This is a genomic window from Peribacillus sp. Bi134 (assembly GCF_918698065.1).
Classification (GTDB): domain Bacteria; phylum Bacillota; class Bacilli; order Bacillales; family DSM-1321; genus Peribacillus.
Genome location: NZ_CAKKLN010000007.1, coordinates 105,009 through 126,999 on the forward strand (window position 1 = coordinate 105,009; position 21,991 = coordinate 126,999).

Genomic DNA, 21,991 nt, shown 5'->3' on the forward strand with positions numbered 1-21,991 from the left:
CAAAGCTTCTCCTTCTTAATTTAATGAAGCAAGGATGTTCTTATTGCAGAATCGAGGAGGTTATATAAACCTTTTCAACTTTTCCTTCTTCCATTAATTCATTCATTCTAGTCTTTAACGCTTCTTGAAGCTTTTCCTTGCCTTTTTTACCGGTTAACTCTTCCGCTTTCATTTCTGATAGTTCGGTAATGATGATATTTTTCACTTGAAAATTTCTTTTTTCCAACTCTTCTTTTGCTTTTTTATTTTCTGTTTGGACCGTAAATGAGATTTTGATATAATCATTGCCGGCAAGATTCGTAGTAATTTCAGGAATCTCAACTGATGATTTGATAATTTCGTCAATGCTAGGTTTATCTTCGGCAGATGTGGGCTCAGATAACTTTGTCACAACTACGACCGCTATGACACCAACAAGCGTTATAGCCACGAGTATAATCAACATAATGGTCAATAGATTTTTTTTCATGAACTTTCCTCCACATCCTTACGAAAACCGAGAATATTAACAGTACGATAAAATTGTATAATACCTTCAACCAGTTCCTCTTCCTTCTCTAGCACAACGATTTTCTTACCATTTGTAAAGGTAATGGTCGTATCTGGCAATGACTCGACTGTGTCTATGTACAATGCATTGATATAAAAGCATTTTCCATTTAGCCTTGTGACTTTGATAATGATATTTAGGAGCTAGGGCAAAAAGCACCTGGCTCCTCCCTCCCTTAACCTAGCGTTTTAAGTTAACCAATTCCTGTAGAATTTCATCCGACGTCGTGATGATCCTCGAATTTGACTGGAAACCACGTTGAGCAACGATCATTTCAGTAAACTCTTCGGATAAATCCACATTGGACATTTCCAAAGAACCTGATGCAATCACACCGCGCCCCTCACCTGCGATATTGATATTTGCAGTACCTGAATTTATTGATTCCTGAAAAGTATTGCCACCGGTTTTCGTCAAGCCAGATGCATTGGAAAACTTGGCGACGGCAAGTTGGCCTAAGGTAGTGATCAGACCGTTGGAATAAACGCCATTTATTTCCCCTGATGAACCAATATTAAAACTTTCCAGTTTACCTTCTTTATTACCATTCGGATTTACAAGAGCAGTGGTGGAACCTTTAACTTGAGTAAGATTCGAGAAATCAAAATCCAAATTAACTTTTTGTACGCTTTCATCGACTGCAGTATCCGAGTCATCCTCTTTGCCGCTTGAAATGTTTATGGTTTGACCTGCCTGGGTTTTATCTGCTGCCACTATCTGACCATTAGCGTCGAAATTTACCGTAGTGAACGGTTTTGGTTTAGTTGCTGATGTATCCCCCAAAGGAGCAGGTTCTTCATCAAAAACCTCCCATTTATCATCACCGTTTTTTTGGAAAAAGATAGTTGCCGTTTGTTCTTTACCCTTGTCATCCACAACTTTCATTTGCTGGCTAAATACGGTACCATCAATTGCGTCAGCAGCTAGATTTCCACTTACTGATATTTTAGTGGTGGTAATGGAAGGTAAAATCGCATTGACGTTAACAGCAACATCGCCAATCGTTTTTGATCGTTTCCCGTTTTCATCAACCTTGTAAGCCTGCACTTTCAAACCATTCGCGTTGACAAGGGTACCATTATCATCCAGGTAAAAGTTTCCTGCGCGTGTATATGAAAGAGAATCGCCTTGCTTGACGACGAAATAGCCATCACCGGATATTCCTAAATCAAGATCGCGGCCGGTGGTTTGCAGGCTTGACTGTGTATGGATCGTATCGATTGTAGCAATCGTGGAGCCCAATCCAATTTGTTTAGAATTGGTTCCTCCTTTATTGGCTGTTGCTGCACTTGCACCAGATACCGTTTGGTTCATTGCATCACTGAATGTCACACGGCTTTTTTTGAAACCATATGTATTGACATTGGCGACGTTATTACCGATAACATCCAATTTTGTTTGTAAGTTTTTTAATCCGCTTATTCCCGAATACATTGAACGAAGCATGGTAAAGCTCCCCTTTCATATATAGACTGCTTCCGTCATTCCACAGTCCAGGCTTCCTCTTTCAGGTCCAGCCTATTTATCTAAAATTATGGTTCCGTTGATGTTCGTGAAAATTTGTGATGTTGCTTCTTCCCTGTTCATGACTGTGATGACCATATTGTTTTTCGGGCTTACTATCAGTGCCGCATTCTTTGTAATGATAAGAGATTCGTTTACACCCATTTTTTTGGCCTCATTGGCTTTAAGAGCTATTTGTCCCAGGTTTATGAAGCTATTTCTCCTTTGACTCATCCGAAATTGAGCATGTTTACTGATGGTCAATTTTTGATTTTGTGCAGACAGCAGCTTGAAAATGCTGTTGGAAGCCTTGCTGGATCATCCGCCTTTGCCTTAACGGCAATTTTCTTTTTGGCATCAGCTGAGAGGAATTTGCTTGAAAGCCAAGTTTATTCATATTCCCGCCCCTTAAGCTTCAGCGATTTTTATCAATTGCTCTGATGATAACTTGGTTTTGTTTTCATCATCCACTTCAATTTGCAGTTTGCCATTACTCATGGATACCGAGATTACTACAGCTGATGTCTCTCCATTTTTTTCATCCATCCAGGAAACGCGCTTGCCTATTAATTCACTTGCCGCCGTCAAGCTATTCGACGTGGAACTTGTTTGTTTCATTGCCGAGATATTTGCGGGTTCAAGCTTTGTGCCATCTTCTAAAAGAAAATAAACGCCATCACCCTTATATTGGATCGATTTAACCATGCCTGTTCCTTCTTCTATCGCAAGGTCATCATCGCCTTCATCCAGTTTATGCCAAGTGACTTCCTTTCCGACAAAAGAGTTATAGTTCATTAAACTATTTTGTTGATTGATCCCGATTATTTCTTCCATTTGGGCTCCCATATTCATCATCTGTTCCAGAGAAGAAAAAGTGGCCATTTGGGCGATGAATTCCGTATTGTCCATCGGGCTTGACGGATCTTGGTTTTGAAGCTGGGTAAGCAGCAATTTCAAGAAATCATCTTTTCCCAATGCATCCCCGGTTTTTCTGTTTTCAGTTTGAGATTTTGATAATAATAGTGACGTATCGATGGTCGTCATTTTTTCACCTACACTTCCAGATTTAACAAAGCATCGGCAAGGGATCCCGTAAATTCGCTTTCCGTCTCATCATTGCTTTCTTCCTTACTCTCCTGTTGTTCATTATGTTCATCCGCATCTTTCTGGCTGAATTTCTCAGAAAAAGCATTGAAGGTCTGTGATATTTCAATTCTTTCAATTTGAATGTTTTGTCCGCTAAACGCTTGTTTTAAACCATGAATCTGATTCTCCAGCATATCTTTGGCCTGTGCAGTAGTAGCTAGAATCTTGGCTGAAAGCATACCATCCTTTTGAATCAGCTCGATTCTTAGGGACCCTAAATGTTCAGGATTCAATCTGATCAACAGTTTATTTACACCGTTAATTACGCTAAAGTTCGCCTTACTTAGAATATTTTCAAATAGCTTAACGAACTCTCCTTGACTGGCAGTTTGCTCAACTTTGGGAGCTGCCAAGACGAATTGCTCCAGCTTTGTCATGAAAAAAGGCATACCAGACCCTTGATGTTTACCGCTATCCAGGCTTTGCAAAGTCACACTGCTAGCGACTGCTCCGTCTTTATTTACCTTGTCACTCCCAGATGAATGAGGGAATGCGCTTTTAAATGTTTCTATTGCTTTAGTTTGCCCTGTCTCCAAAGTGTTGGATTGGTCAGGTTCTGTTTTTGATTTTGGTTGAATGGACCCTTCAAGCAGGTGTTTCATTTGTTTCTGCATGGCCGCTTCATCTTGTGTCATGTGCTTATTCTCCGAGAGAAGATCTTGAACTTTCACCAATTTCAAGAGATTCACCACACCAGATAATGGTAGGTCATGCCATTCTTCTTCGCTCAATAAAGTAATTTTTTTCAGGGTGGTATACAGTTCCATCACATTGGCTGATAACAAACTTTGTGGATTCAGGCTGAAGTCATCACCTTCTTGTTCTAAATCCAGTTCCTCGATGCTCGCAAAGAAATCATCCAGCGCACCCTCATCATTTCCAACTATATTTTTTAGGGCCTGTAAAATAAGGTTGCTGTCTTGTTTGTTTACTGAAGGGTCAACGGCTGGACTCTCTTCCCCTGTATCACTTAACCTTTCAAGCTTCAAAAAACCAAGCAAATCGTTTATTTCAGACATTCGTCCTTCAGGGTTGCCGCCTATATCCGATGGAATGGGAGGTTCTGCCACTATCGCTGATTGAAGGACTGATCCAAACCCTGAATTAGTTTGCTGATTTGGCTTAATTGGTACCTTTAGACTTAATGATGCCAAGGGAAGTAAAGAATTAATGGCAGAATTCATATATTCACCTCCTAACTCTTTCCACTTAAGGACTTTGTTCCGTTAGTTTCTTCGTTAACCTTGCAGCATCAGCCGTTGTCATTTGCTCCAAAACCTTAGCTAAAGTGGCTGCTTTCATACTTGAGAGAATCTCCAATGCATCTTCATCATTCATTTCGGTAATGATAGGTGCAGCCTTCTTCGGAGCCATGGTTTCATAAGTACGAATTATATCCTTGAACGCTTGTTTACTATTATTCTGACTATCTTTAAGTTGATTCATTTCTGTTTGAAGCTGCTGTTTTTCTGCTTCTGCCTTTTCAATGGCCTTGTCGCGTGTATCGATGATGCTCTCAAGCTTGTCCATCTCTTTTTCCTTGTTTTCAATCTCGGTTTCTAATTTTTCGATCTTCATGGAATCTTTCTCATCACTCTTGGCTGGTTTATCTTTCTCTTCATCCTTTTGATCCGATTCAATGAAGGGTATTTTCGCAGACATATCCTTTGCCTTTTCCATTACATTCACCCCTGCAACTGTAAAAACGATCAACGCTACAGTTACCGCAAAGATTAATGGAATGAAGATGACAAGAAACCATTGAAACTTACTTATCTTGCTTTCTTCCAATTCTTCCAATCCATTGGATTCACTTTTTTTACGCATTCCATCACCTTACGCCTTTGCTTAAGAATTGCCGGATTGATATTTCATCCATTTGTTTGTTCTCAGCTTCCTTAATGACATCGAGGAATTTAAGAAAATCATTTTCTTTCATTTTCTCGTACTTTTTAACCTCGATATTTCTTTCCATTAATATATCCCGTTGAATATTCATCTTGTATCGCGCTTCAATGACTTCCTGTTGACAGTGGTTTAAGAGTTTTTCCAAGTTGTCCATAAATAACTGATGATGACGAATTTCCTGTATGGATAATCCATTTCGCAGCTTTTCCTGTTGAAACTCAAGCAACTCTTCCTTTTTCTTTAAAAGCTTATATAACTTTTCTGCCACTTCTTCAAATTTTTTTAAAGCAGCATTATATTTAGCTAGTGCATCGTTTTTTTCTTTTTCTTTGATGGTCAGGATCTTCTCGAATTTATATTGATAAATCATTATTAATCACCTTTCTCCATCAATTCGACAAGGGCATTGATACTATTATCTTTGGTAGCTTTTTCATGGGTTCCTTGCTTCAAAAATGAAATGATTTCCGGATAGCGTGTAATCGAGTTATCAATTTGTTTGGAAGAACCCTTCTTATAAGCTCCTATATTAATCAAATCTTCCGACTCCATATAGGTTGATAAACTTGCCCGTAATTTTTCCGCGGCGTTTTTATGCTTGTCACCAACTATATTATTCATTACACGACTAATGCTCTTTAATACATTGAGCGCTGGAAACTGTCCTTTATTGGCTAAATTTCGGTCCAGTATGAAGTGACCATCCAAAATTCCCCTGACAGCATCAGCAATCGGTTCATTCATATCATCACCGTCGACGAGTACCGTATAAAAAGCTGTAATGGTACCGAGCTGATTTGTACCCGTTCTTTCGAGTAACCTTGGCAGGATGGCGAAAACGGAGGGGGTATACCCTTTTGTCGTCGGCGGTTCCCCGATGGCAAGTCCAATTTCCCTCTGGGCCATCGCAACCCTCGTGACCGAATCCATCATCAGCATCACATTCAATCCCTTATCACGAAAATATTCCGCGATGGCAGTTGCCGTCAAAGCACCCTTTATCCTCATCAACGCTGGCTGATCAGATGTCGCCACTACAACGATTGATCGTGCCAGTCCTTCCGGTCCAAGATCTTTCTCAATGAATTCACGAACTTCACGGCCACGTTCTCCAATAAGACCGATTACGTTTAAGTCAGCCGTCGTATTCCTTGCTACCATACCAAGCAACGTGCTTTTCCCGACGCCGCTTCCTGCAAAGATACCAACACGCTGTCCTTTACCAACTGTTAATAAACTATCAATCACCCGGACTCCTACATCTATCGGTTCATTAATGGGAGGTCGTTTCATCGGATTCGGCGGATCTTGATCCACAGAAATTGTCGCCAGACCTTTTGGAAGGAGTGAGTCATCAATGGGATGTCCCAATGGATCGACTACTTTGCCAATGAGCCCGCTTCCGGCCTTTATCTCAAGGCTCCGTCCGCTCCCTTCCACGATACAGCCCGGAGCAATATCACTAACTGCTGTAAATGGCATTAAAATAACCATTTCATCACGGAAACCGACCACTTCGGCTAAGATTCGATTTTTCTTTTTTTGTATGCCTGTATGGATATAACAAACATCACCTACAGAGCTTTCAGGGCCTTGAGATTCTATCATTAACCCCACGACACGTTTGACCCGTCCATAATGTTTGAATGGATCAACTTCATCAACCAAGGGCAATAGGTCTCTAGTTTTCATCTTTATTCCCCTTCCAGCAATTCAGTTAGTTTCACTTTTATTTCATGCAGCTGACTGTCGACACTCGCATCCATCCTTCCGTTATCGGATTCGATGATACAGCTGCTTTCTTCAAGCTCATCATCCGGAAAGATATACAGCTCAGTATCTTTCGGAAAGATTGCCATCAACTCATCTTTATGAGAAAGAATCGATTGATATCGGATCGGATGGATATGCAATTGCACTTCACGGCAATCCCTCACTTCTTTGATGGCTCTTTTGACTATGGATAAAAAAGACTCTTCATCTCTTTCAAGCTGTTGCCCGATAATTTTCTCTGCCACCTTCAGGGCAAGATTTAAAATAACGGTTTCAGATGATTCGATATGGTGCCGATAATCTTTTTTAGAGGACTCCACCACTTCTTTTGCGAAAGCTATTTCCGCGGCAATCTCGCTATAACCCTTTTGGATCCCATCTTCGACTCCCTGCTGATACCCTTCTTTTTGAGCTTGTTCGATAACCATTGCTTTTTCTTGATTCTCCCATTGTTCTCGGTCTTGCTGGATTTCAGCAGCAATCGCTTGGGCTTTTTGCTTAGCATCGAGCAATAACGTTTCCGCTTCCTGTTTGGCATCTTTGAGAAATTCATCAGATTGAATATAATGAAGTTTTTTTCGCTCATCTGCATCATCATTTTGAAGAAAGTCAAAAGGGCGAACTTTTATCGCTATCTTTTTGCTTTTCTCCTGGTTAGCCTGCTGGGATTTGATAATCCTAGACAATGATATCATCCCCTCCGCCGCGGGCAATCACGATGTCTCCAGTTTCCTCCAGTCGGCGAATGACGGCAACAATTCTTGATTGCGCTTCTTCTACATCACGCAAACGTACCGGCCCCATATATTCCATTTCTTCCTGGAACGTTTCAACCATACGTTTTGACATGTTTCGGAAAACAATTTCCTTCACTTCATCACTAGCCACTTTAAGCGATAGCTTAAGATCTTCGTTATCGGATTCCCTGACAACACGCTGAATCGCTCTGCCATCAAGGGTCACGATATCCTCAAAAACAAACATTCGTTTCTTTATTTCCTCAGCAAGCTCCGGATCTTGGATTTCAAGTGCATCCAAGATCGTTCTTTCCGTTGAGCGATCAACACCATTCAACACATCTACAACGGCTTCCACTCCACCAGTCTGTGTATAATCTTGGGTTACAGTCGCTGAAAGTTTTCTTTCGAGTATTTGCTCCACTTCATTGATGATTTCCGGAGAAGTGCTATCCATTAAAGCAATCCTTCTTGCAATATCGGCCTGCACCTCTTGCGGAAGCTCAGACAATATTTGTCCAGCCTGTGTGGGATCAAGATAGGACAAGATTAATGCAATGGTCTGCGGATGCTCGTTCTGAATGAAATTCAAGATCTGTCCAGGATCTGCCTTTCGAGCAAAGTCGAATGGACGAACCTGCAAGGAAGATGTTAAACGGTTAATGATGGCGGTTGCCTGGTCAGTCCCTAATGCCTTTTCAAGTACCTGTTTGGCATATCCTATCCCTCCCTGGGAGATGTAATCCTGTGCTAAAGCAATATTATGGAATTCTTCCAGAATTTCCTCTTTATCTCGGGAGTCCACTTTCCTCACTCCCGAAATTTCAAGTGTCAATCTCTCAATTTCCTCTTCGGAAAGATGCTTATAAACGGACGCAGAAACATCCGGGCCTAAGGAAATAAGGAGGATGGCAGCTTTCTGTTTGCCAGTCAATCCGGCTTTTTTTTTTCTATCTGTCATTTTCTTAAGCCTCCTAGTCTTCTGCTATCCAGCTTCTTAATAATTTTGCAAATTCATCCGGCTTTTCTTTTGCCAGCTTCTCCAGTTGTTTTCTTTTTAAAGATGCTTCTGTTTCCTTCTCTTTGTTCAGATCCGGAACATCGAATACGACTTCTTCCTCTTCAACCACGTACTCCTCTTCCATTTCAGCTTGCTTTCGGGAACGGAGGAATAAGATTAAGAGAATGATAATGGCAAGTATTAGCACTCCACCGACTATGTATGCCCATATTGGTAACGAAGGTTTCGTTTCATCTTTTTGCAACTTCATTTTTCCATTAAACGGCTGAACGGAAATCGCAATTTTATTATTAAGCTCCTCGTCCGTCAGCTCTTCCCCTTCAGCTTTTTTCTCGATTGTCGTGCGGATTATCGTACCAAGGATTTGTGTAATATCATCCATACTCTGTTGAGATAAAGAATTTGGATCGTCAGCAGTGGGCGGTTCGACCATGACCTGAATACCTAAATCTTTGACTTTATATGGGCTTTCGACTATTTCTTTCTTGATTCGATTCACTTCACTATTTATCGTTTCATCCACTTTTTCATACTCACCGGATCCGTTTGTGCCTTCAATGTAACTCGATCCCAATGAATCTGAGGAATCCTCACTTTGCGGAACGCCTCCTGCACCTGCTGCGTCCCCGCTATACGATTCATTGATCCTTTGCGCAGAAATCTCAATTCCAGCCATATTTTCTTCATCGACCGGTTCCACTAAATTCTCTTCCCGATTTTCTTGAGTGAAATCAATGTCTGTCGTGACTGAAACAACCACCTTGTCTCTCCCCATTATCGTTCCAAGCATATTTTGTACCTGTCTTTGAATATCGCGTTCTATTTCTTTTTTTATTTCGTTTTGGGTAGCAAATGCGGATGCGAAAGAAGAATTTTCATTTTCATAATCGAAGTACTCAAACTCTTGGTTCATAATGACGATATTATCTGTAGGGAGATTCGGAACACTTTTTGAGACCAGATGATAAAGGGAATTGATTTGACTTTCTTCAAATTTATAACCGGGGTTCGTATTCAATACAATGGATGCTGACGCTTCCCCAGCTGAATCACTGACAAAAACTCCTTTATCAGGAAGGGTGATCATAACACTGGCATCTTCTACTCCATCAATCTTTTTTATTAAACTTGCCAATTCCGTTTGCATCGAGTCCAGTTTAATGACATTGAATTCATTTTCAGTCATTCCGATACCGGCACTTTGACTAAAAAAGGAATAGTCGATACTGCCTGATTCCGGAATTCCTTCAGCTGCCAGTTCCACTTTAAGTGAATCCAGTTTTTCTTCTGGAACTTTTATGGTCGTCCCATTTTCAGAAACTTCATTCATAATCCCTTGACTGTCTAAATTTTCTTTAATGCTCCCCGTTTCCGAAGGAGTTAAGTTGGAATATAAGGGCACCAGCGTCGTACGCGTGGTTAAAATTGAAACTGCCGTAATGATGATGATAATTAATGCCGCTGAACCAATCATCATGAATTTTTGTTTTTTACTGCGGCTCGTCCAGTAAGCAGTTATTTTGTTTTTATAGTTCACTAGTACTTCATTCATTTAAATCCCCCGGTCAGTCTATGAATTTATGATTGGGGGACTTCTTTTCCCCCTGGTCATTTTTCTCTATATAATGAGGTAAAAAAATGAATGCTATATACTCATTCTCATCATTTCCTGGTAGGCTTCCACAACCTTATTCCGAACCTCTAATGTAGCCTGCATGGTAACACTGGCTTTTTGTGAAGCTATCATCACCGAATGAAGCTCAACATTCTCCCCATTAACCAATTTGGTTGTAAGATCATCAGATGCCACTTGTGTTTCGTTAACTTTATTCATTGATTCTTTTAATACCGACGCAAAATCTTGCTGCGATTCGTATGGTGTATTAGTATTGTTTTGCTCTTTTTTCAGAACATTACTTGCATTGTTCACTGCTGAAAGAGAAATCCCCTCCATATCAACAATCCCCTTTCAAACTTTCATTTCCCGATTTCCAAAGCTTTCATCATCATTCCCTTTGATGCATTTAAAACTGTCACATTTGCTTCGTATGAGCGTGTGACACTCATTAAATCAACCATTTCCCGAAGTGGGTCGACATTTGGCATTTCAACATAACCATCTTCATTGGCATCAGGATGTTCAGGATTGTAATCCAGTTCAAAAGGTGTTTTATCTTTTACTATTCCAGTCACCTTCACTCCATTCCCTACCTCGCTCGTTTTTCCTGATGCCGCGTTTAAGAAACTCGAAAAACCGTTTTCCTTACTTTGCAGCACAACTGATTTTCTTGTATATGGCTTCCATGTTTTTGATTCGGCGTCATATTCCGCCCTGGCAGTATCGGCATTAGCCATATTAGCTGAGATTACATCCATCCTTACCCTTTGACTCGTCAGGCTAGATCCGGTCATGTTTATACTTTGGAAGACTCCCATCACTTACCTCCTCTAATTACATTCTGCAATGATTGAAACTTACCTGAAAGCCTGTCGGTTACTGCATTATAATAAATCTGGTTGGCAGCAAGATCAGTCATTTCCTTATCAACGTCCACGCTATTGCCATTATTGTTATATCGGACATTTTTCTGCGTCACGATGTTAGAAGCATTACTCCCCTCTGATTTGAAGGTGAAATGTCGTTCATCGGTACGATATGACTCCAGGGAAGATTCCAGTTCTCCCTTAAAGGATTGTGTTTTGTCGACTTCTTTAGCTTTATAATTAGGCGTATCCGAATTGGCTATGTTCTGTGAAATGACTTTTTGTTTGACATTAGAATAATCAAGGGCATTTTCAAGCGATTGAAAAGTATTCGAAAATAATTCCACATCGATCACCTCTTTCTATAATTAACAAATAATTACTTTATCAATAAATTAACCCAGCGCATTTACGTTTTAATTTTAAAGAAACATTATAACTATGTCCATAAACAATACATAGACTTTAGACCTATTATCGTCGAAAATTGTCATAAATTGCTCAAATTTGTCGTTTTTATTAGTAAAATTACAGGGTTAATATGACGTTATATTACATTTTATTATGATATTCTACATATTAACCAAATTTTACTTCTATTAGCTTATATATCATATCGAAAAACAAATCTATATACCTGATACTTTTGAACTATTTTTCGATTTTACTTTAAATTTTTTTTTTCATTTTAGTTGATTTAACCCTTTTAAATAAAGGATTCTTAAGAAAAATAAATGATTACTGCATTTTTTCTTTTTTTGAAAAAAAGCGGTTTTTTTAACGTACCGATCCATTCGACAAAATCCCCAACTGACTGTACCCCGTTATCCATAGTATTTTTAAAATCTAAAAGTACATCATCATTCATTTCCATCATATCGACAGTTATAATAATATAATTACCCTTTCAAGAAATATTCAACTATCTTTACTGCTTCTAATAGAAAACATGCCTATATTCACATTTCCATTTAATCCTTATTACCTTTTTTCCTTTCTACACCTGCCATTCACCTGCGTTTGCCTGTTAGTCCCAGAACAGCAACAGATCCAAATATCACAAAAAAAGGCAGCCCTTTTTAAGGACTGCCTTTTTAGTATGTTAATTATTTTTAAGCTTCTCTAATTCAAGTAGGAATTTATCGTTCAATACTTTGATATAAGTACCTTTCATTCCAAGAGAGCGTGATTCAATGACTCCTGCACTTTCCAGTTTCCTTAGTGCATTTACGATAACGGAACGCGTGATGCCGACACGGTCTGCAATTTTGGATGCTACAAGCAGACCTTCATTACCTTTAAGCTCCTCAAAGATGTGCTCAATTGCTTCCAATTCACTGTAAGATAACGAGGATATCGCCATTTGAACGACAGCTTTACTACGAGCTTCTTCTTCTATCTCTTCTGATTTTTCACGCAGGATTTCCATGCCGACTACAGTCGCACCATATTCAGCCAAAATTAAATCATCATCGTGAAATTTTTCTTGTAATCGGGCAAGTACTAATGTTCCTAAACGTTCTCCCCCACCCATAATCGGTACGATCGTTGTTAATCCAGTTGCGAAAAGCTCTTTATTTTCGACTGGGAAAGCAGTATATTCGCTTTCGATATCAAGGTTCGAAGAGGTTTCAGGAATATTGAAAAGGTTTTTTGTGTACTCTTCAGGGAATTGTTTATCTTCCAACATTTTGTACATGCGTTCGTTTTCAATTTGCTGGCTCACCGCTATGCCAAGTAATTTCCCGCGGCGGCTGACGACGAATACATTCGCTTCGATAACTTCACTTAAACTTTCAGCCATTTCCTTGAAGTTAACTGCTTTACCTGCTGCTTTTTGGAGCATTGCATTGATTTTTCTTGTTTTTGCTAATAAGTTCATTTGATTTGTTCCTCCTAAAAATACCATGGTTCACAATAACTATGAAGTTGTATTTCCGTAATTTTATGTTCATTGCGTAGGCAAATCATTGCCAAATTGTTTCTTAATTAAAGGATAAACTGGCTTAAATCTTTGTTCCGGGCGATAGAACCAAGCTTACCTTCGACATATTGGGGGGTAATTGTAATCTTCTCCATCGTTATTTCCGGAGCTTCAAACGATAAGTCTTCAAGCAACCGTTCCAAAATGGTATGAAGTCTTCTTGCACCAATATTGTCAGTGTTTTGATTTACTTCGAAGGCCACTTCAGCTATCTTACGAACAGCATCGTCAGAAAATTCAATTTCTATACCTTCAGTTTCTAATAAAGCAACATATTGTTTTAACAAGGCGTTATCCGGTTCATGAAGAATCCGTACAAAGTCGTCTACAGTCAGTTTGTTCAATTCAACACGAATCGGGAATCTACCTTGTAATTCAGGGATAAGGTCGGATGGCTTAGCCATATGAAAGGCCCCTGCAGCAATAAATAGGACATGATCCGTTTTAACTGACCCATATTTAGTCACTACTGTCGAACCTTCAACAATTGGCAGGATATCCCTTTGGACACCCTCTCTTGATACATCCGCTGATGAACTTCCAGATTGCTTACTTGCAATTTTGTCTATTTCATCAATAAAGATAATCCCATTTTGCTCAGCCCCGTATACTGCATCGGAAGTGACCTCATCCATATCAATCAATTTTGCCGCTTCTTCATTTGTTAAAACGGTTCTCGCTTCACTTACTTTCAATTTGCGCTTCTTGCTTTTTTTCGGCATCAAGCTTCCTAAAGCGTCCTGCATGTTCATCCCCATTTGTTCCATTCCCGAACCTTGGAGCATATCAAACATCGAAGCAGCCTGTTCTTCCACTTCGACCGTTATCATTTCACTTTCCAACTCACCATTAGCCAGCTTTTCAGCGACGATTTTTCTTTTTTCCTGCAAACTTAAATCTTCGGAATTTTCTTCCGGGTCCTGTTCGTCTTGATTGTTATTGCCTCCAAAAAAGACTTCAAGAGGATTCTTGAAATTACTCTGTTTTTTAGTGGATGGCACTAATAGCTCTATTAAACGGCGATTTGCATTTTCTTCTGCCCGTTCCTTTACACTGGCCATCTTTTCTTCCTTCACGAGGCGGACGGAAGTCTCCACCAAGTCACGGACCATGGACTCTACATCCCGGCCGACATACCCGACTTCCGTAAATTTCGTTGCTTCAACTTTTACAAAAGGAGCACCTACCAATTTAGCCATTCTCCGAGCTATTTCTGTTTTCCCAACACCTGTCGGTCCAATCATTAATATATTCTTCGGAACGACTTCGTCACGAAGTTGATCCGAGAGAAGGGAACGTCGGTAGCGATTCCGAAGAGCCACTGCCACTGCCCGTTTTGCCTCACGCTGCCCTACGATATACTGATCCAGTTTTTCAACGATTTGCCTCGGTGTTAAATTAGCTTTTTTTGACATTTGCGCTCCTCCTTACAACTCTTCCACGATTATATTCGTATTTGTAAATACACAAATTTCCGCTGCAATTTGTAAAGATGATTGAGCGATTTCCTTTGCCGATAAGTGGTCGCTGGAAAACCGCATTAATGCCCTGCCGGCAGCCAATGCATAATTCCCTCCAGATCCTATGGCGAGAATCCCGTCATCCGGTTCAATTACTTCCCCGGTGCCAGAAACGAGCAGTAAATGGTTCTTATCCATCACGACTAGCATGGCTTCAAGCTTTCTCAATACATTGTCACTTCTCCATTGCTTTGCCATTTCAACGGCAGCGCGCTGAAGATTGCCATTATACTCTTCAAGTTTAGCTTCGAACATCTCAAATAAAGTGAAAGCATCTGCAACGGAACCTGCAAAACCTGCAAGGACATTACCATTAAAGATTTTTCTTACTTTCCTCGCTGTATGCTTCATCACTACTGAATTTCCTAAAGTAACCTGCCCATCACCGGACATGGCACATTCACCTTTATGATGCACTGCAAATATCGTTGTCATAAAGTGTCCCCTTTCAACATTTAAGGCCGCGGATGTGATGCATTGTAGACTTTTTTCAATTGGTCTTTTGTAACATGCGTATACACTTGCGTTGATGAAATTTTTGAATGACCAAGCAATTCCTGAACCGTGCGAATGTCCGCCCCATTATTCAATAGGTGTGTAGCAAACGAATGCCTTAGCATATGGGGATGAAGACTTCCATCTGCGGCTGACTTTTTAATCAATTCATTCAATATATAGCGAACTCCCCTAGGTGTCAGAGGGTCTCCACGAAAATTAACAAATAAATAAACATGCGCCTTGGCGTCAGACGAAGTCAATTCCATCCTGGCTGTACGTATGTATAAATCTATCGCTTCCTGTGCATATCTACCAACCGGAACGTAGCGATCCTTTTTTCCTTTTCCATGGATCAGTACCGTCCCTAAGGAAAGATCGATATCCTGCAGTTTAATATCACAACATTCACTTACGCGAATGCCTGTAGCATACAATAATTCCAGTAAGGCATTGTTCCTTATTCCTATCGGTGAATCTTTCTTTAAAGAAGAAAACAACTGATCCATTTCCTTCTCATAGAGAAAACGTGGCAGTCTTTGATCCTTTTTAGGTAAAGAAGCAAGGGAAAAAGGATTATCCTTCACATCACCTTCACGTAGTAAAAATTTATAAAGGCTCCGCAAACAAGAAGTTTTTCTTGCTACAGTGCGCTTAGAAAGTTTTTTCTCATATAAATTCGTTAAATATAACCGGACATCAAGATATTCAACGGACGTGATGTCCTCAATGCCCTGTTCATTAAGGAACAGAAAAAATTCGTGAATATCACGTTTGTAATTTTCAATGGTGTAATGTGAACTGTTCTTTTCAATTTGTAAATATTCGATGAAGGATGATAATGCCTTTTTTTGATTAATCATGGAAACACCTCGCAAAGGCTAATAAATAGTATCATACTTTAAAACAGCAGGCAAATATTTTACAAATTTTTCACAAAGTTCTGAATTGTGTCTAAAGCGCGTTTAGCATGCGTTTCATTCCGCTCTTTTTTGGATTTGATTCTCACTTCAAGGTCTGGAAGCAATCCAAAGTTGGCATTCATCGGCTGGAAGCCCTTACCATTCGTCGAAGTTATGTACCTTGCCATGCTGCCCATCGTCGTCTCTGCAGGGAAAATGATAGGATCCAATCCTTGGACGATCCTAGCAGCATTGATACCAGCAACCAAGCCCGATGCAGCCGATTCTACATATCCTTCGACGCCAGTCATCTGACCGGCAAAGAATAAATCATCCCGATTCTTGAATTGGTACGTAGGCTTCAAAACATTAGGTGAGTTTATGAAAGTGTTTCGATGCATAACTCCATAACGGACAATTTCCGCATTTTCCAATCCAGGTATGAGCTGCAATACTTCTTTTTGCGGCCCCCATTTCAAATGTGTCTGAAAACCAACAATATTATAAAGTGTTCCTGCCGCATCATCTTGACGCAATTGAACTACAGCAAAAGGACGTTTTCCCGTTTTTGGATCTTCTAAGCCAACTGGCTTCAATGGACCAAATAACATCGTTTTCTTCCCGCGTGAGGCCATTACTTCAATGGGCATGCAGCCTTCAAAAAAGATTTCTTTTTCGAATTCTTTAAGTGGAACTGTTTCAGCAGCAATCAAGGCTTCATAAAAGCGGTCAAACTCTTCTTCCGTCATCGGACAGTTCAGATAAGCTGCTTCACCTTTATCATAGCGGGATTTCAAATATACTTTATCCATGTTGATGCTGTCTTTTTCAAGAATTGGTGCGGCAGCATCATAGAAGTACAAGTATTCTTCATCCATGATTTGCTTTAAGCTGTCAGATAGTGACTGACTTGTAAGCGGACCGGTTGCAATGACGGTAGGACCTTCTGGAATTTCCGTCACTTCTTCATTGATGACCGTTACATTTGGATGATTTTTGACCCTTTCCGTAACAAGACCGGCAAATTCATGACGATCAACAGCTAAAGCACCGCCAGCCGGCACAGCACAAGCATCTGCTGCGGACATGATGACCGAATCCAGAATACGCATTTCTTCTTTTAATACACCAACTGCATTTGTTAACGTATTTGCCCGAAGTGAATTGGAACAAACAAGTTCAGCGAATTTATCGGTATGATGGGCTGGCGTTTGTTTTACAGGGCGCATTTCATATAGATCGACTTTAATTCCTCTTTTTGCTAACTGCCACGCCGCTTCACTTCCAGCAAGCCCAGCACCGATTACACTTACTTTTGTTTCTTTCATTTTTCGAACCTCCATGTATAGATATGATAAGACAGGATCATTTATCATTAAAACTGCTTTCATAAAAGTTTCATTTTTAACGATATCTATGTATTTATACCCGAAATACTCATTCCTGCTAAAGATAATTTAAAGAATATGCCAGATAGCGGCATTCTTCCTGCAATCCATTTCTTCTAAAAAGGATAGCGGACACAAATAGGAATTATATCTTTAAAAGAATGTACTTGTCCACTGAATTTTACATCACATGGCTTAAATAAAAAAGTTTCAAGCTTTATCCATTTTCTTCTTGGAAGTAAGTCCACATACTATCATGATATCATACTTTCCTGAACATAAAGAAACTCGGCAGATGCCGAGTCAATTTATATTTAGAACAGTAAACGATTTCACGGTCTTTTCTATGCTTGGGGCAATTCTTTGAAATCACAATCCATGCACTGTACCTGGACGCCTTTTTTGAGTTTTTTCTCAACAAGTGTACCTTCACATTTTGGACAACTCCGCGGCAGCGGTTTATCCCAAGATATGAAGTCACATCCAGGATAGGTATCACACCCGTAAAATATGCGGCGTTTTTTACTTTTCCTTTCAATGATGTTTCCTTCTTTACATTTTGGACATTTAACACCGATTTCTTTAACGATTGGCTTTGTGTTACGGCAATCCGGGAAATTACTGCATGCCATGAACTTTCCATAACGCCCCATCTTAAAGACCATCCCATGTCCGCATTCCACGCAATCTTCACCTGCAGGTTCATCTTTGATTTCAATTTTCTCCATCTCGACTTCGGCTTTAGCCAAATGAACTGCAAATTCCTTATAAAATTCATCGATGACCTTTATCCATTCGATACTGCCTTCCTCGACGCTGTCGAATTCCTGTTCCATCTTGGCAGTGAACTCTGCATCAAGAATATCCGGGAAGAATTCGCGTATCAATTCAAGAACGATCTCACCAAGCTCTGTCGGGATGAACCGTTTATTATCCAAGGTAACATAGCCCCGTTTTTGAATCGTATCCAAGGTAGGAGCATATGTAGAAGGACGGCCTATTCCCAGTTCCTCTAGGGTTTTGACAAGACGGGCTTCAGTATATCGGGGCGGAGGCTGTGTGAAATGCTGCTTCGGCTCGATATCTTTTGAAAAGAATTGATCCCCTGTTTTCACATCCGGAAGTGCATTTTCCTTTTCTTCCACCGAGTCATCGGACCCTTCAACATATACCTTCATGAAACCCGGGAATTTAATTTTTGAACCATTTGCCCTGAAGATGACATCCCCGTTATGCAGGTCGATGCTCATCGTATCCATGACCGCCGAAGACATTTGACTAGAAACGAATCGTTCCCAAATCAATTTATAAAGACGGAATTGATCTCTGGATAAGAACTCCTTGACTACACCCGGTTCACGTAATGTGCTTGTTGGCCTGACCGCTTCATGGGCGTCCTGGGCATTGGTCTGTTTTTTCTCTTTGCGCTGTTCAACCTGAACATACTCTTTACCATAATTATTTTGGATGAAGGTATGGACTTCCTCTTTCGCAACATCGGAAATCCGGGTCGAATCGGTTCTCATATAAGTGATTAACCCGACTGTGCCTTCCTTGCCAAGCTCGATTCCTTCATAAAGCTGCTGAGCAAGCATCATGGTTTTCTTTGCACGGAAATTCAATTTACGTGCCGCTTCCTGTTGCAAGGAAGAAGTCGTAAAAGGAGCGGCTGGATTGCGCCTTCTTTCTTTTTTAGCTACAGCTCCTATCGTAAATTCGCCGCCATTTAAAGAAGCGAGCACTTTTTTGACGTCCTCTTCGTTATTCAACTCCTTCTTCTCACCGCCAATGCTGAAGAAGGAACCTTCAAATTGTTCTTTTCCTTTTACAAAATCAGCCTTGATTGTCCAATACTCTTCAGGGATAAAATCTTTGATCTCCTTCTCCCGGTCAATGATCATCCGTACAGCAACCGATTGGACCCGTCCCGCGCTTAATCCTTTTTTCACCTTTTTCCACAAAAGCGGACTTATATTGTATCCGACCAAACGATCCAATACCCTTCTTGCCTGCTGGGCATCAACCAATTTCATATTTATTGGCCTCGGTGATTTAAATGATTCTTTGATAGCCTCTTTCGTGATCTCATTGAAAACCACGCGGCAATCTGAGTTAACGTCAACATCAAGACTGTGAGCCAAGTGCCAGGCAATGGCTTCCCCTTCCCTGTCGGGGTCAGCCGCGAGATATATTTTTTTCGCTTTTTTTGCAGCGGTTTTCAATTCTTTTAAAACCGGGCCTTTGCCGCGGATAGTTATATATTTAGGTTCATATTCATGTTCAACATCGACACCCATTTGACTTTTAGGCAAATCGCGTACATGCCCCATGGAAGCCTTTACTTTATATTTTTTTCCCAAGTAACGTTCTATTGTTTTCGCCTTTGCCGGCGATTCCACAATCACTAAGTATTCTGACATCCAATAAATCCTCCTCAAAGAGGTAATATAAATCTTCACTATTATTAATCATTCAAAATTCATTTGTCAACACCTCTTTACTTTTCAAAGCAGGCTGATTCATTTATTTATAGGTATTTTGACAAGAGGTGCCATTTGCAAAACTTATAACAGTTTTACAATATTTTCAACCTTTTTGTCTAATAATTCAACCCATCCTTTTAAAAAACCACCTTTTTTTCTTTATTTTCCCTTTTGATTCTCCGTCTATCTTCTATATTATATTGTTCAAAACTCTTCCTCGATCTGCCTTGCACTCAAAACAAGTTTGGCACCATCAGAAATCAATTGATTGGTCCCCAGCGATTCAGGGCTCGTAACATTACCAGGAAGCGCAAACACATCCCTGCCGTGTTCCAAAGCAGCTTGTGCCGTAATAAGGGATCCGCTTCTTTCTTTTGCCTCGACCACGAATACTCCTTGTGATAATCCACTGATGATTCGATTCCGAAGCGGAAACATCCAAGGTTCCGCCCTCATTTCCGGTGGAGTCTCAGATATAAGCAAGCCTTTTTTGATGATTTCTTCAGCAAGGGGTACATTGGATTTTGGATATATTTGCATAAGCCCCCCTCCTAAAATCCCAATCGTATCTCCGCATTCGCTTAATGTGATCTTATGTGACTCTGCATCGATTCCAGCCGCCACTCCACTTATGATCACGAACTTTTTCTTTACAAGCGGTAATAGAATCGTTTTTAAGGCCTCCAGACCATACGAGGTTGGCTTACGTGTTCCAACAACACCTAGCGTATTCTTCCTTGTTAAAAGCCTCTTATCGCCTTTAAAATAAAGAACCCACGGAGGATCGAATATTTGCTTCAGCAAAAAAGGGTATTCATCATCGAAGATCGTCAAACAATGAATTTGACTATCTTTGTATATTTTAAGTTTATCGATGGTATTGAGTGAATGTAAATCTTTGAGAAAGAGGTTGAGCTTATTTGAAGGGATAGGGAGCATTTTTGCCCATTCAGCGTGATTCGTCGTGAACAGGGAAGATAATGATGGGTCATTGGACATGATTATTTGGATTGTTTTCCATCCTGCTCCGCGGCAATGATGGAGATGGATTAACTTTTCTTTTTTATTCAATTGGAAACGCCCCTAATCGGATATTTTTTTAAGTAGGTTAATAGTTATGTACTTGGAGTCTCCCGAGGAAATTGGAGGGGAAAAAAGGCCGACCCAAAAAAGGTCGGCCCAGCTTGAATCAATGTGTTTTACAAGGTTCGTAAATATCTTTTTCTTTCAAGACGGAGATCAATGTTTCACCCATTACGGATGGAGTTTCGGCAACTTTAATTCCACATTCGTTCATAACGCGGATTTTCTCGTCAGCAGTCCCTTTTCCTCCTGAGATAATGGCACCAGCATGACCCATGCGTTTACCGGCTGGAGCCGTACGGCCACCAATGAAACCAACAACTGGCTTAGTCATATTTTCCTTCACCCAGATTGCTGCTTCTTCCTCTGCCGTTCCACCGATTTCCCCGATCATGATTACAGCATGTGTTTCCGGATCTTCGTTGAACGCTTTCAAAACATCAATGAAATCCGTTCCGTTAACCGGATCTCCACCGATACCGACAGCCGAAGATTGCCCAATGCCTGCTTGCGATAATTGGTGAACGGCTTCATACGTCAAAGTTCCAGAACGTGAAACTACACCTACATGGCCTTTTTTGTGGATATACCCTGGCATGATACCAATCTTACACTCTTCAGGAGTAATGACACCTGGGCAGTTCGGTCCGATCAAGCGAGTTTTTTTGCCTTCCATGTAGCGCTTAACCTTGACCATATCCAAGACAGGAATATGTTCCGTGATACAAATGACAAGATCAAGTTCTGCGTCCACTGCTTCTAGAATTGCATCGGCAGCAAATGGAGCCGGTACATAGATAACAGATGCATTCGCTCCGGTTTCAGTGACAGCTTCGGAAACTGTATTGTATACAGGTACCCCTTCCACTTCTGTTCCACCTTTACCCGGAGTGACTCCTCCAACGATTTTCGTGCCGTATTCCAACATTTGTTTTGTATGAAATAATGCTGTTGCACCAGTGATTCCCTGAACGATCACTTTCGTATCTTTATTAATATAAACGCTCATTATGT

Annotated in this window: 24 protein-coding genes; all 24 read right to left on the reverse strand. The window is 40.4% G+C overall.

What is annotated here, in order from left to right; translation table 11 throughout:
- Nucleotides 1-40 precede the first annotated feature (40 nt).
- Nucleotides 41-469: a flagellar basal body-associated protein FliL gene (fliL, locus tag LQ188_RS16660; protein ID WP_101224653.1), complete on the reverse strand. Its 429-nt coding sequence runs from the start codon at nucleotides 467-469 to the stop codon at nucleotides 41-43.
- Nucleotides 466-681 carry a flagellar FlbD family protein gene (locus LQ188_RS16665; protein WP_101224652.1) on the reverse strand — a complete coding sequence of 72 codons (216 nt, stop codon included), beginning with the start codon at nucleotides 679-681 and terminating at the stop codon, nucleotides 466-468. Before LQ188_RS16665 ends, fliL begins: the two co-directional genes overlap by 4 nt.
- A 49-nt stretch (nucleotides 682-730) precedes the next feature.
- Nucleotides 731-1,996, reverse strand: a complete 1,266-nt coding sequence (locus LQ188_RS16670) for a flagellar hook protein FlgE (RefSeq protein ID WP_230177495.1) — start codon at nucleotides 1,994-1,996, stop codon at nucleotides 731-733.
- Between the two features lie 72 nt (nucleotides 1,997-2,068).
- On the reverse strand, nucleotides 2,069-2,218 hold the full coding sequence (locus LQ188_RS16675) for a hypothetical protein (RefSeq protein ID WP_230177497.1): 150 nt from the start codon (nucleotides 2,216-2,218) through the stop codon (nucleotides 2,069-2,071).
- Nucleotides 2,219-2,303: 85 nt separating this feature from the next.
- The gene (locus LQ188_RS16680; protein WP_230177499.1) at nucleotides 2,304-2,450 is read right to left on the reverse strand and encodes a hypothetical protein; all 147 of its coding nucleotides are present in this window, start codon (nucleotides 2,448-2,450) and stop codon (nucleotides 2,304-2,306) included.
- A gap of 11 nt (nucleotides 2,451-2,461) precedes the next feature.
- Nucleotides 2,462-3,097: a flagellar hook assembly protein FlgD gene (flgD, locus tag LQ188_RS16685; protein WP_101224649.1), complete on the reverse strand. Its 636-nt coding sequence runs from the start codon at nucleotides 3,095-3,097 to the stop codon at nucleotides 2,462-2,464.
- Nucleotides 3,098-3,105: 8 nt separating this feature from the next.
- Complete coding sequence (locus LQ188_RS16690) at nucleotides 3,106-4,383, reverse strand: flagellar hook-length control protein FliK (RefSeq protein WP_230177500.1); 1,278 nt, start codon at nucleotides 4,381-4,383, stop codon at nucleotides 3,106-3,108.
- Nucleotides 4,384-4,408: 25 nt separating this feature from the next.
- Nucleotides 4,409-5,026, reverse strand: a complete 618-nt coding sequence (locus tag LQ188_RS16695) for a hypothetical protein (RefSeq protein ID WP_230177502.1) — start codon at nucleotides 5,024-5,026, stop codon at nucleotides 4,409-4,411.
- A 4-nt stretch (nucleotides 5,027-5,030) separates the two neighbouring features.
- Nucleotides 5,031-5,477 carry a flagellar export protein FliJ gene (gene fliJ, locus LQ188_RS16700; protein ID WP_230177503.1) on the reverse strand — a complete coding sequence of 149 codons (447 nt, stop codon included), beginning with the start codon at nucleotides 5,475-5,477 and terminating at the stop codon, nucleotides 5,031-5,033.
- Between the two features lie 2 nt (nucleotides 5,478-5,479).
- Complete coding sequence (fliI, locus tag LQ188_RS16705; protein WP_230177504.1) at nucleotides 5,480-6,799, reverse strand: flagellar protein export ATPase FliI; 1,320 nt, start codon at nucleotides 6,797-6,799, stop codon at nucleotides 5,480-5,482.
- Nucleotides 6,800-6,801: 2 nt separating this feature from the next.
- Nucleotides 6,802-7,575, reverse strand: coding sequence for a flagellar assembly protein FliH (gene fliH / locus LQ188_RS16710; protein WP_230177505.1), 774 nt, complete (start codon nucleotides 7,573-7,575; stop codon nucleotides 6,802-6,804).
- On the reverse strand, nucleotides 7,559-8,578 hold the full coding sequence (fliG, locus tag LQ188_RS16715; protein ID WP_230177506.1) for a flagellar motor switch protein FliG: 1,020 nt from the start codon (nucleotides 8,576-8,578) through the stop codon (nucleotides 7,559-7,561). The genes fliH and fliG overlap by 17 nt, the downstream gene beginning before the upstream one ends.
- Before the next feature lie 13 nt (nucleotides 8,579-8,591).
- Nucleotides 8,592-10,190: a flagellar basal-body MS-ring/collar protein FliF gene (fliF, locus tag LQ188_RS16720; RefSeq protein WP_230177507.1), complete on the reverse strand. Its 1,599-nt coding sequence runs from the start codon at nucleotides 10,188-10,190 to the stop codon at nucleotides 8,592-8,594.
- Nucleotides 10,191-10,283: 93 nt separating this feature from the next.
- Nucleotides 10,284-10,592, reverse strand: a complete 309-nt coding sequence (fliE, locus tag LQ188_RS16725) for a flagellar hook-basal body complex protein FliE (protein ID WP_230177508.1) — start codon at nucleotides 10,590-10,592, stop codon at nucleotides 10,284-10,286.
- Between the two features lie 23 nt (nucleotides 10,593-10,615).
- Nucleotides 10,616-11,074, reverse strand: a complete 459-nt coding sequence (gene flgC / locus LQ188_RS16730) for a flagellar basal body rod protein FlgC (RefSeq protein WP_230177509.1) — start codon at nucleotides 11,072-11,074, stop codon at nucleotides 10,616-10,618.
- On the reverse strand, nucleotides 11,074-11,469 hold the full coding sequence (gene flgB, locus LQ188_RS16735) for a flagellar basal body rod protein FlgB (RefSeq protein ID WP_230177511.1): 396 nt from the start codon (nucleotides 11,467-11,469) through the stop codon (nucleotides 11,074-11,076). Before flgB ends, flgC begins: the two co-directional genes overlap by 1 nt.
- Nucleotides 11,470-12,224: 755 nt before the next feature.
- Nucleotides 12,225-13,004, reverse strand: coding sequence for a GTP-sensing pleiotropic transcriptional regulator CodY (gene codY / locus LQ188_RS16740; RefSeq protein ID WP_057278408.1), 780 nt, complete (start codon nucleotides 13,002-13,004; stop codon nucleotides 12,225-12,227).
- A 107-nt stretch (nucleotides 13,005-13,111) separates the two neighbouring features.
- Entirely contained in the window at nucleotides 13,112-14,521 is a 1,410-nt protein-coding gene (hslU, locus tag LQ188_RS16745; protein ID WP_048684871.1) for an HslU--HslV peptidase ATPase subunit, read from the reverse strand.
- 12 nt (nucleotides 14,522-14,533) lie between these two features.
- Nucleotides 14,534-15,061: an HslVU peptidase proteolytic subunit gene (hslV, locus tag LQ188_RS16750; protein WP_048684874.1), complete on the reverse strand. Its 528-nt coding sequence runs from the start codon at nucleotides 15,059-15,061 to the stop codon at nucleotides 14,534-14,536.
- A gap of 20 nt (nucleotides 15,062-15,081) precedes the next feature.
- Entirely contained in the window at nucleotides 15,082-15,984 is a 903-nt protein-coding gene (xerC, locus tag LQ188_RS16755) for a tyrosine recombinase XerC (protein ID WP_048684877.1), read from the reverse strand.
- 59 nt (nucleotides 15,985-16,043) lie between these two features.
- Nucleotides 16,044-17,351, reverse strand: coding sequence for an FADH(2)-oxidizing methylenetetrahydrofolate--tRNA-(uracil(54)-C(5))-methyltransferase TrmFO (gene trmFO / locus LQ188_RS16760; RefSeq protein WP_230177513.1), 1,308 nt, complete (start codon nucleotides 17,349-17,351; stop codon nucleotides 16,044-16,046).
- A 404-nt stretch (nucleotides 17,352-17,755) separates the two neighbouring features.
- Entirely contained in the window at nucleotides 17,756-19,831 is a 2,076-nt protein-coding gene (gene topA, locus LQ188_RS16765; protein WP_230177515.1) for a type I DNA topoisomerase, read from the reverse strand.
- Nucleotides 19,832-20,098: 267 nt separating this feature from the next.
- A complete protein-coding gene (dprA, locus tag LQ188_RS16770; RefSeq protein ID WP_230177517.1) occupies nucleotides 20,099-20,965 on the reverse strand; it encodes a DNA-processing protein DprA in 867 nt (288 codons plus the stop codon).
- A gap of 118 nt (nucleotides 20,966-21,083) precedes the next feature.
- Complete coding sequence (sucD, locus tag LQ188_RS16775; RefSeq protein ID WP_101224637.1) at nucleotides 21,084-21,986, reverse strand: succinate--CoA ligase subunit alpha; 903 nt, start codon at nucleotides 21,984-21,986, stop codon at nucleotides 21,084-21,086.
- Between the last annotated feature and the right edge of the window lie 5 nt (nucleotides 21,987-21,991).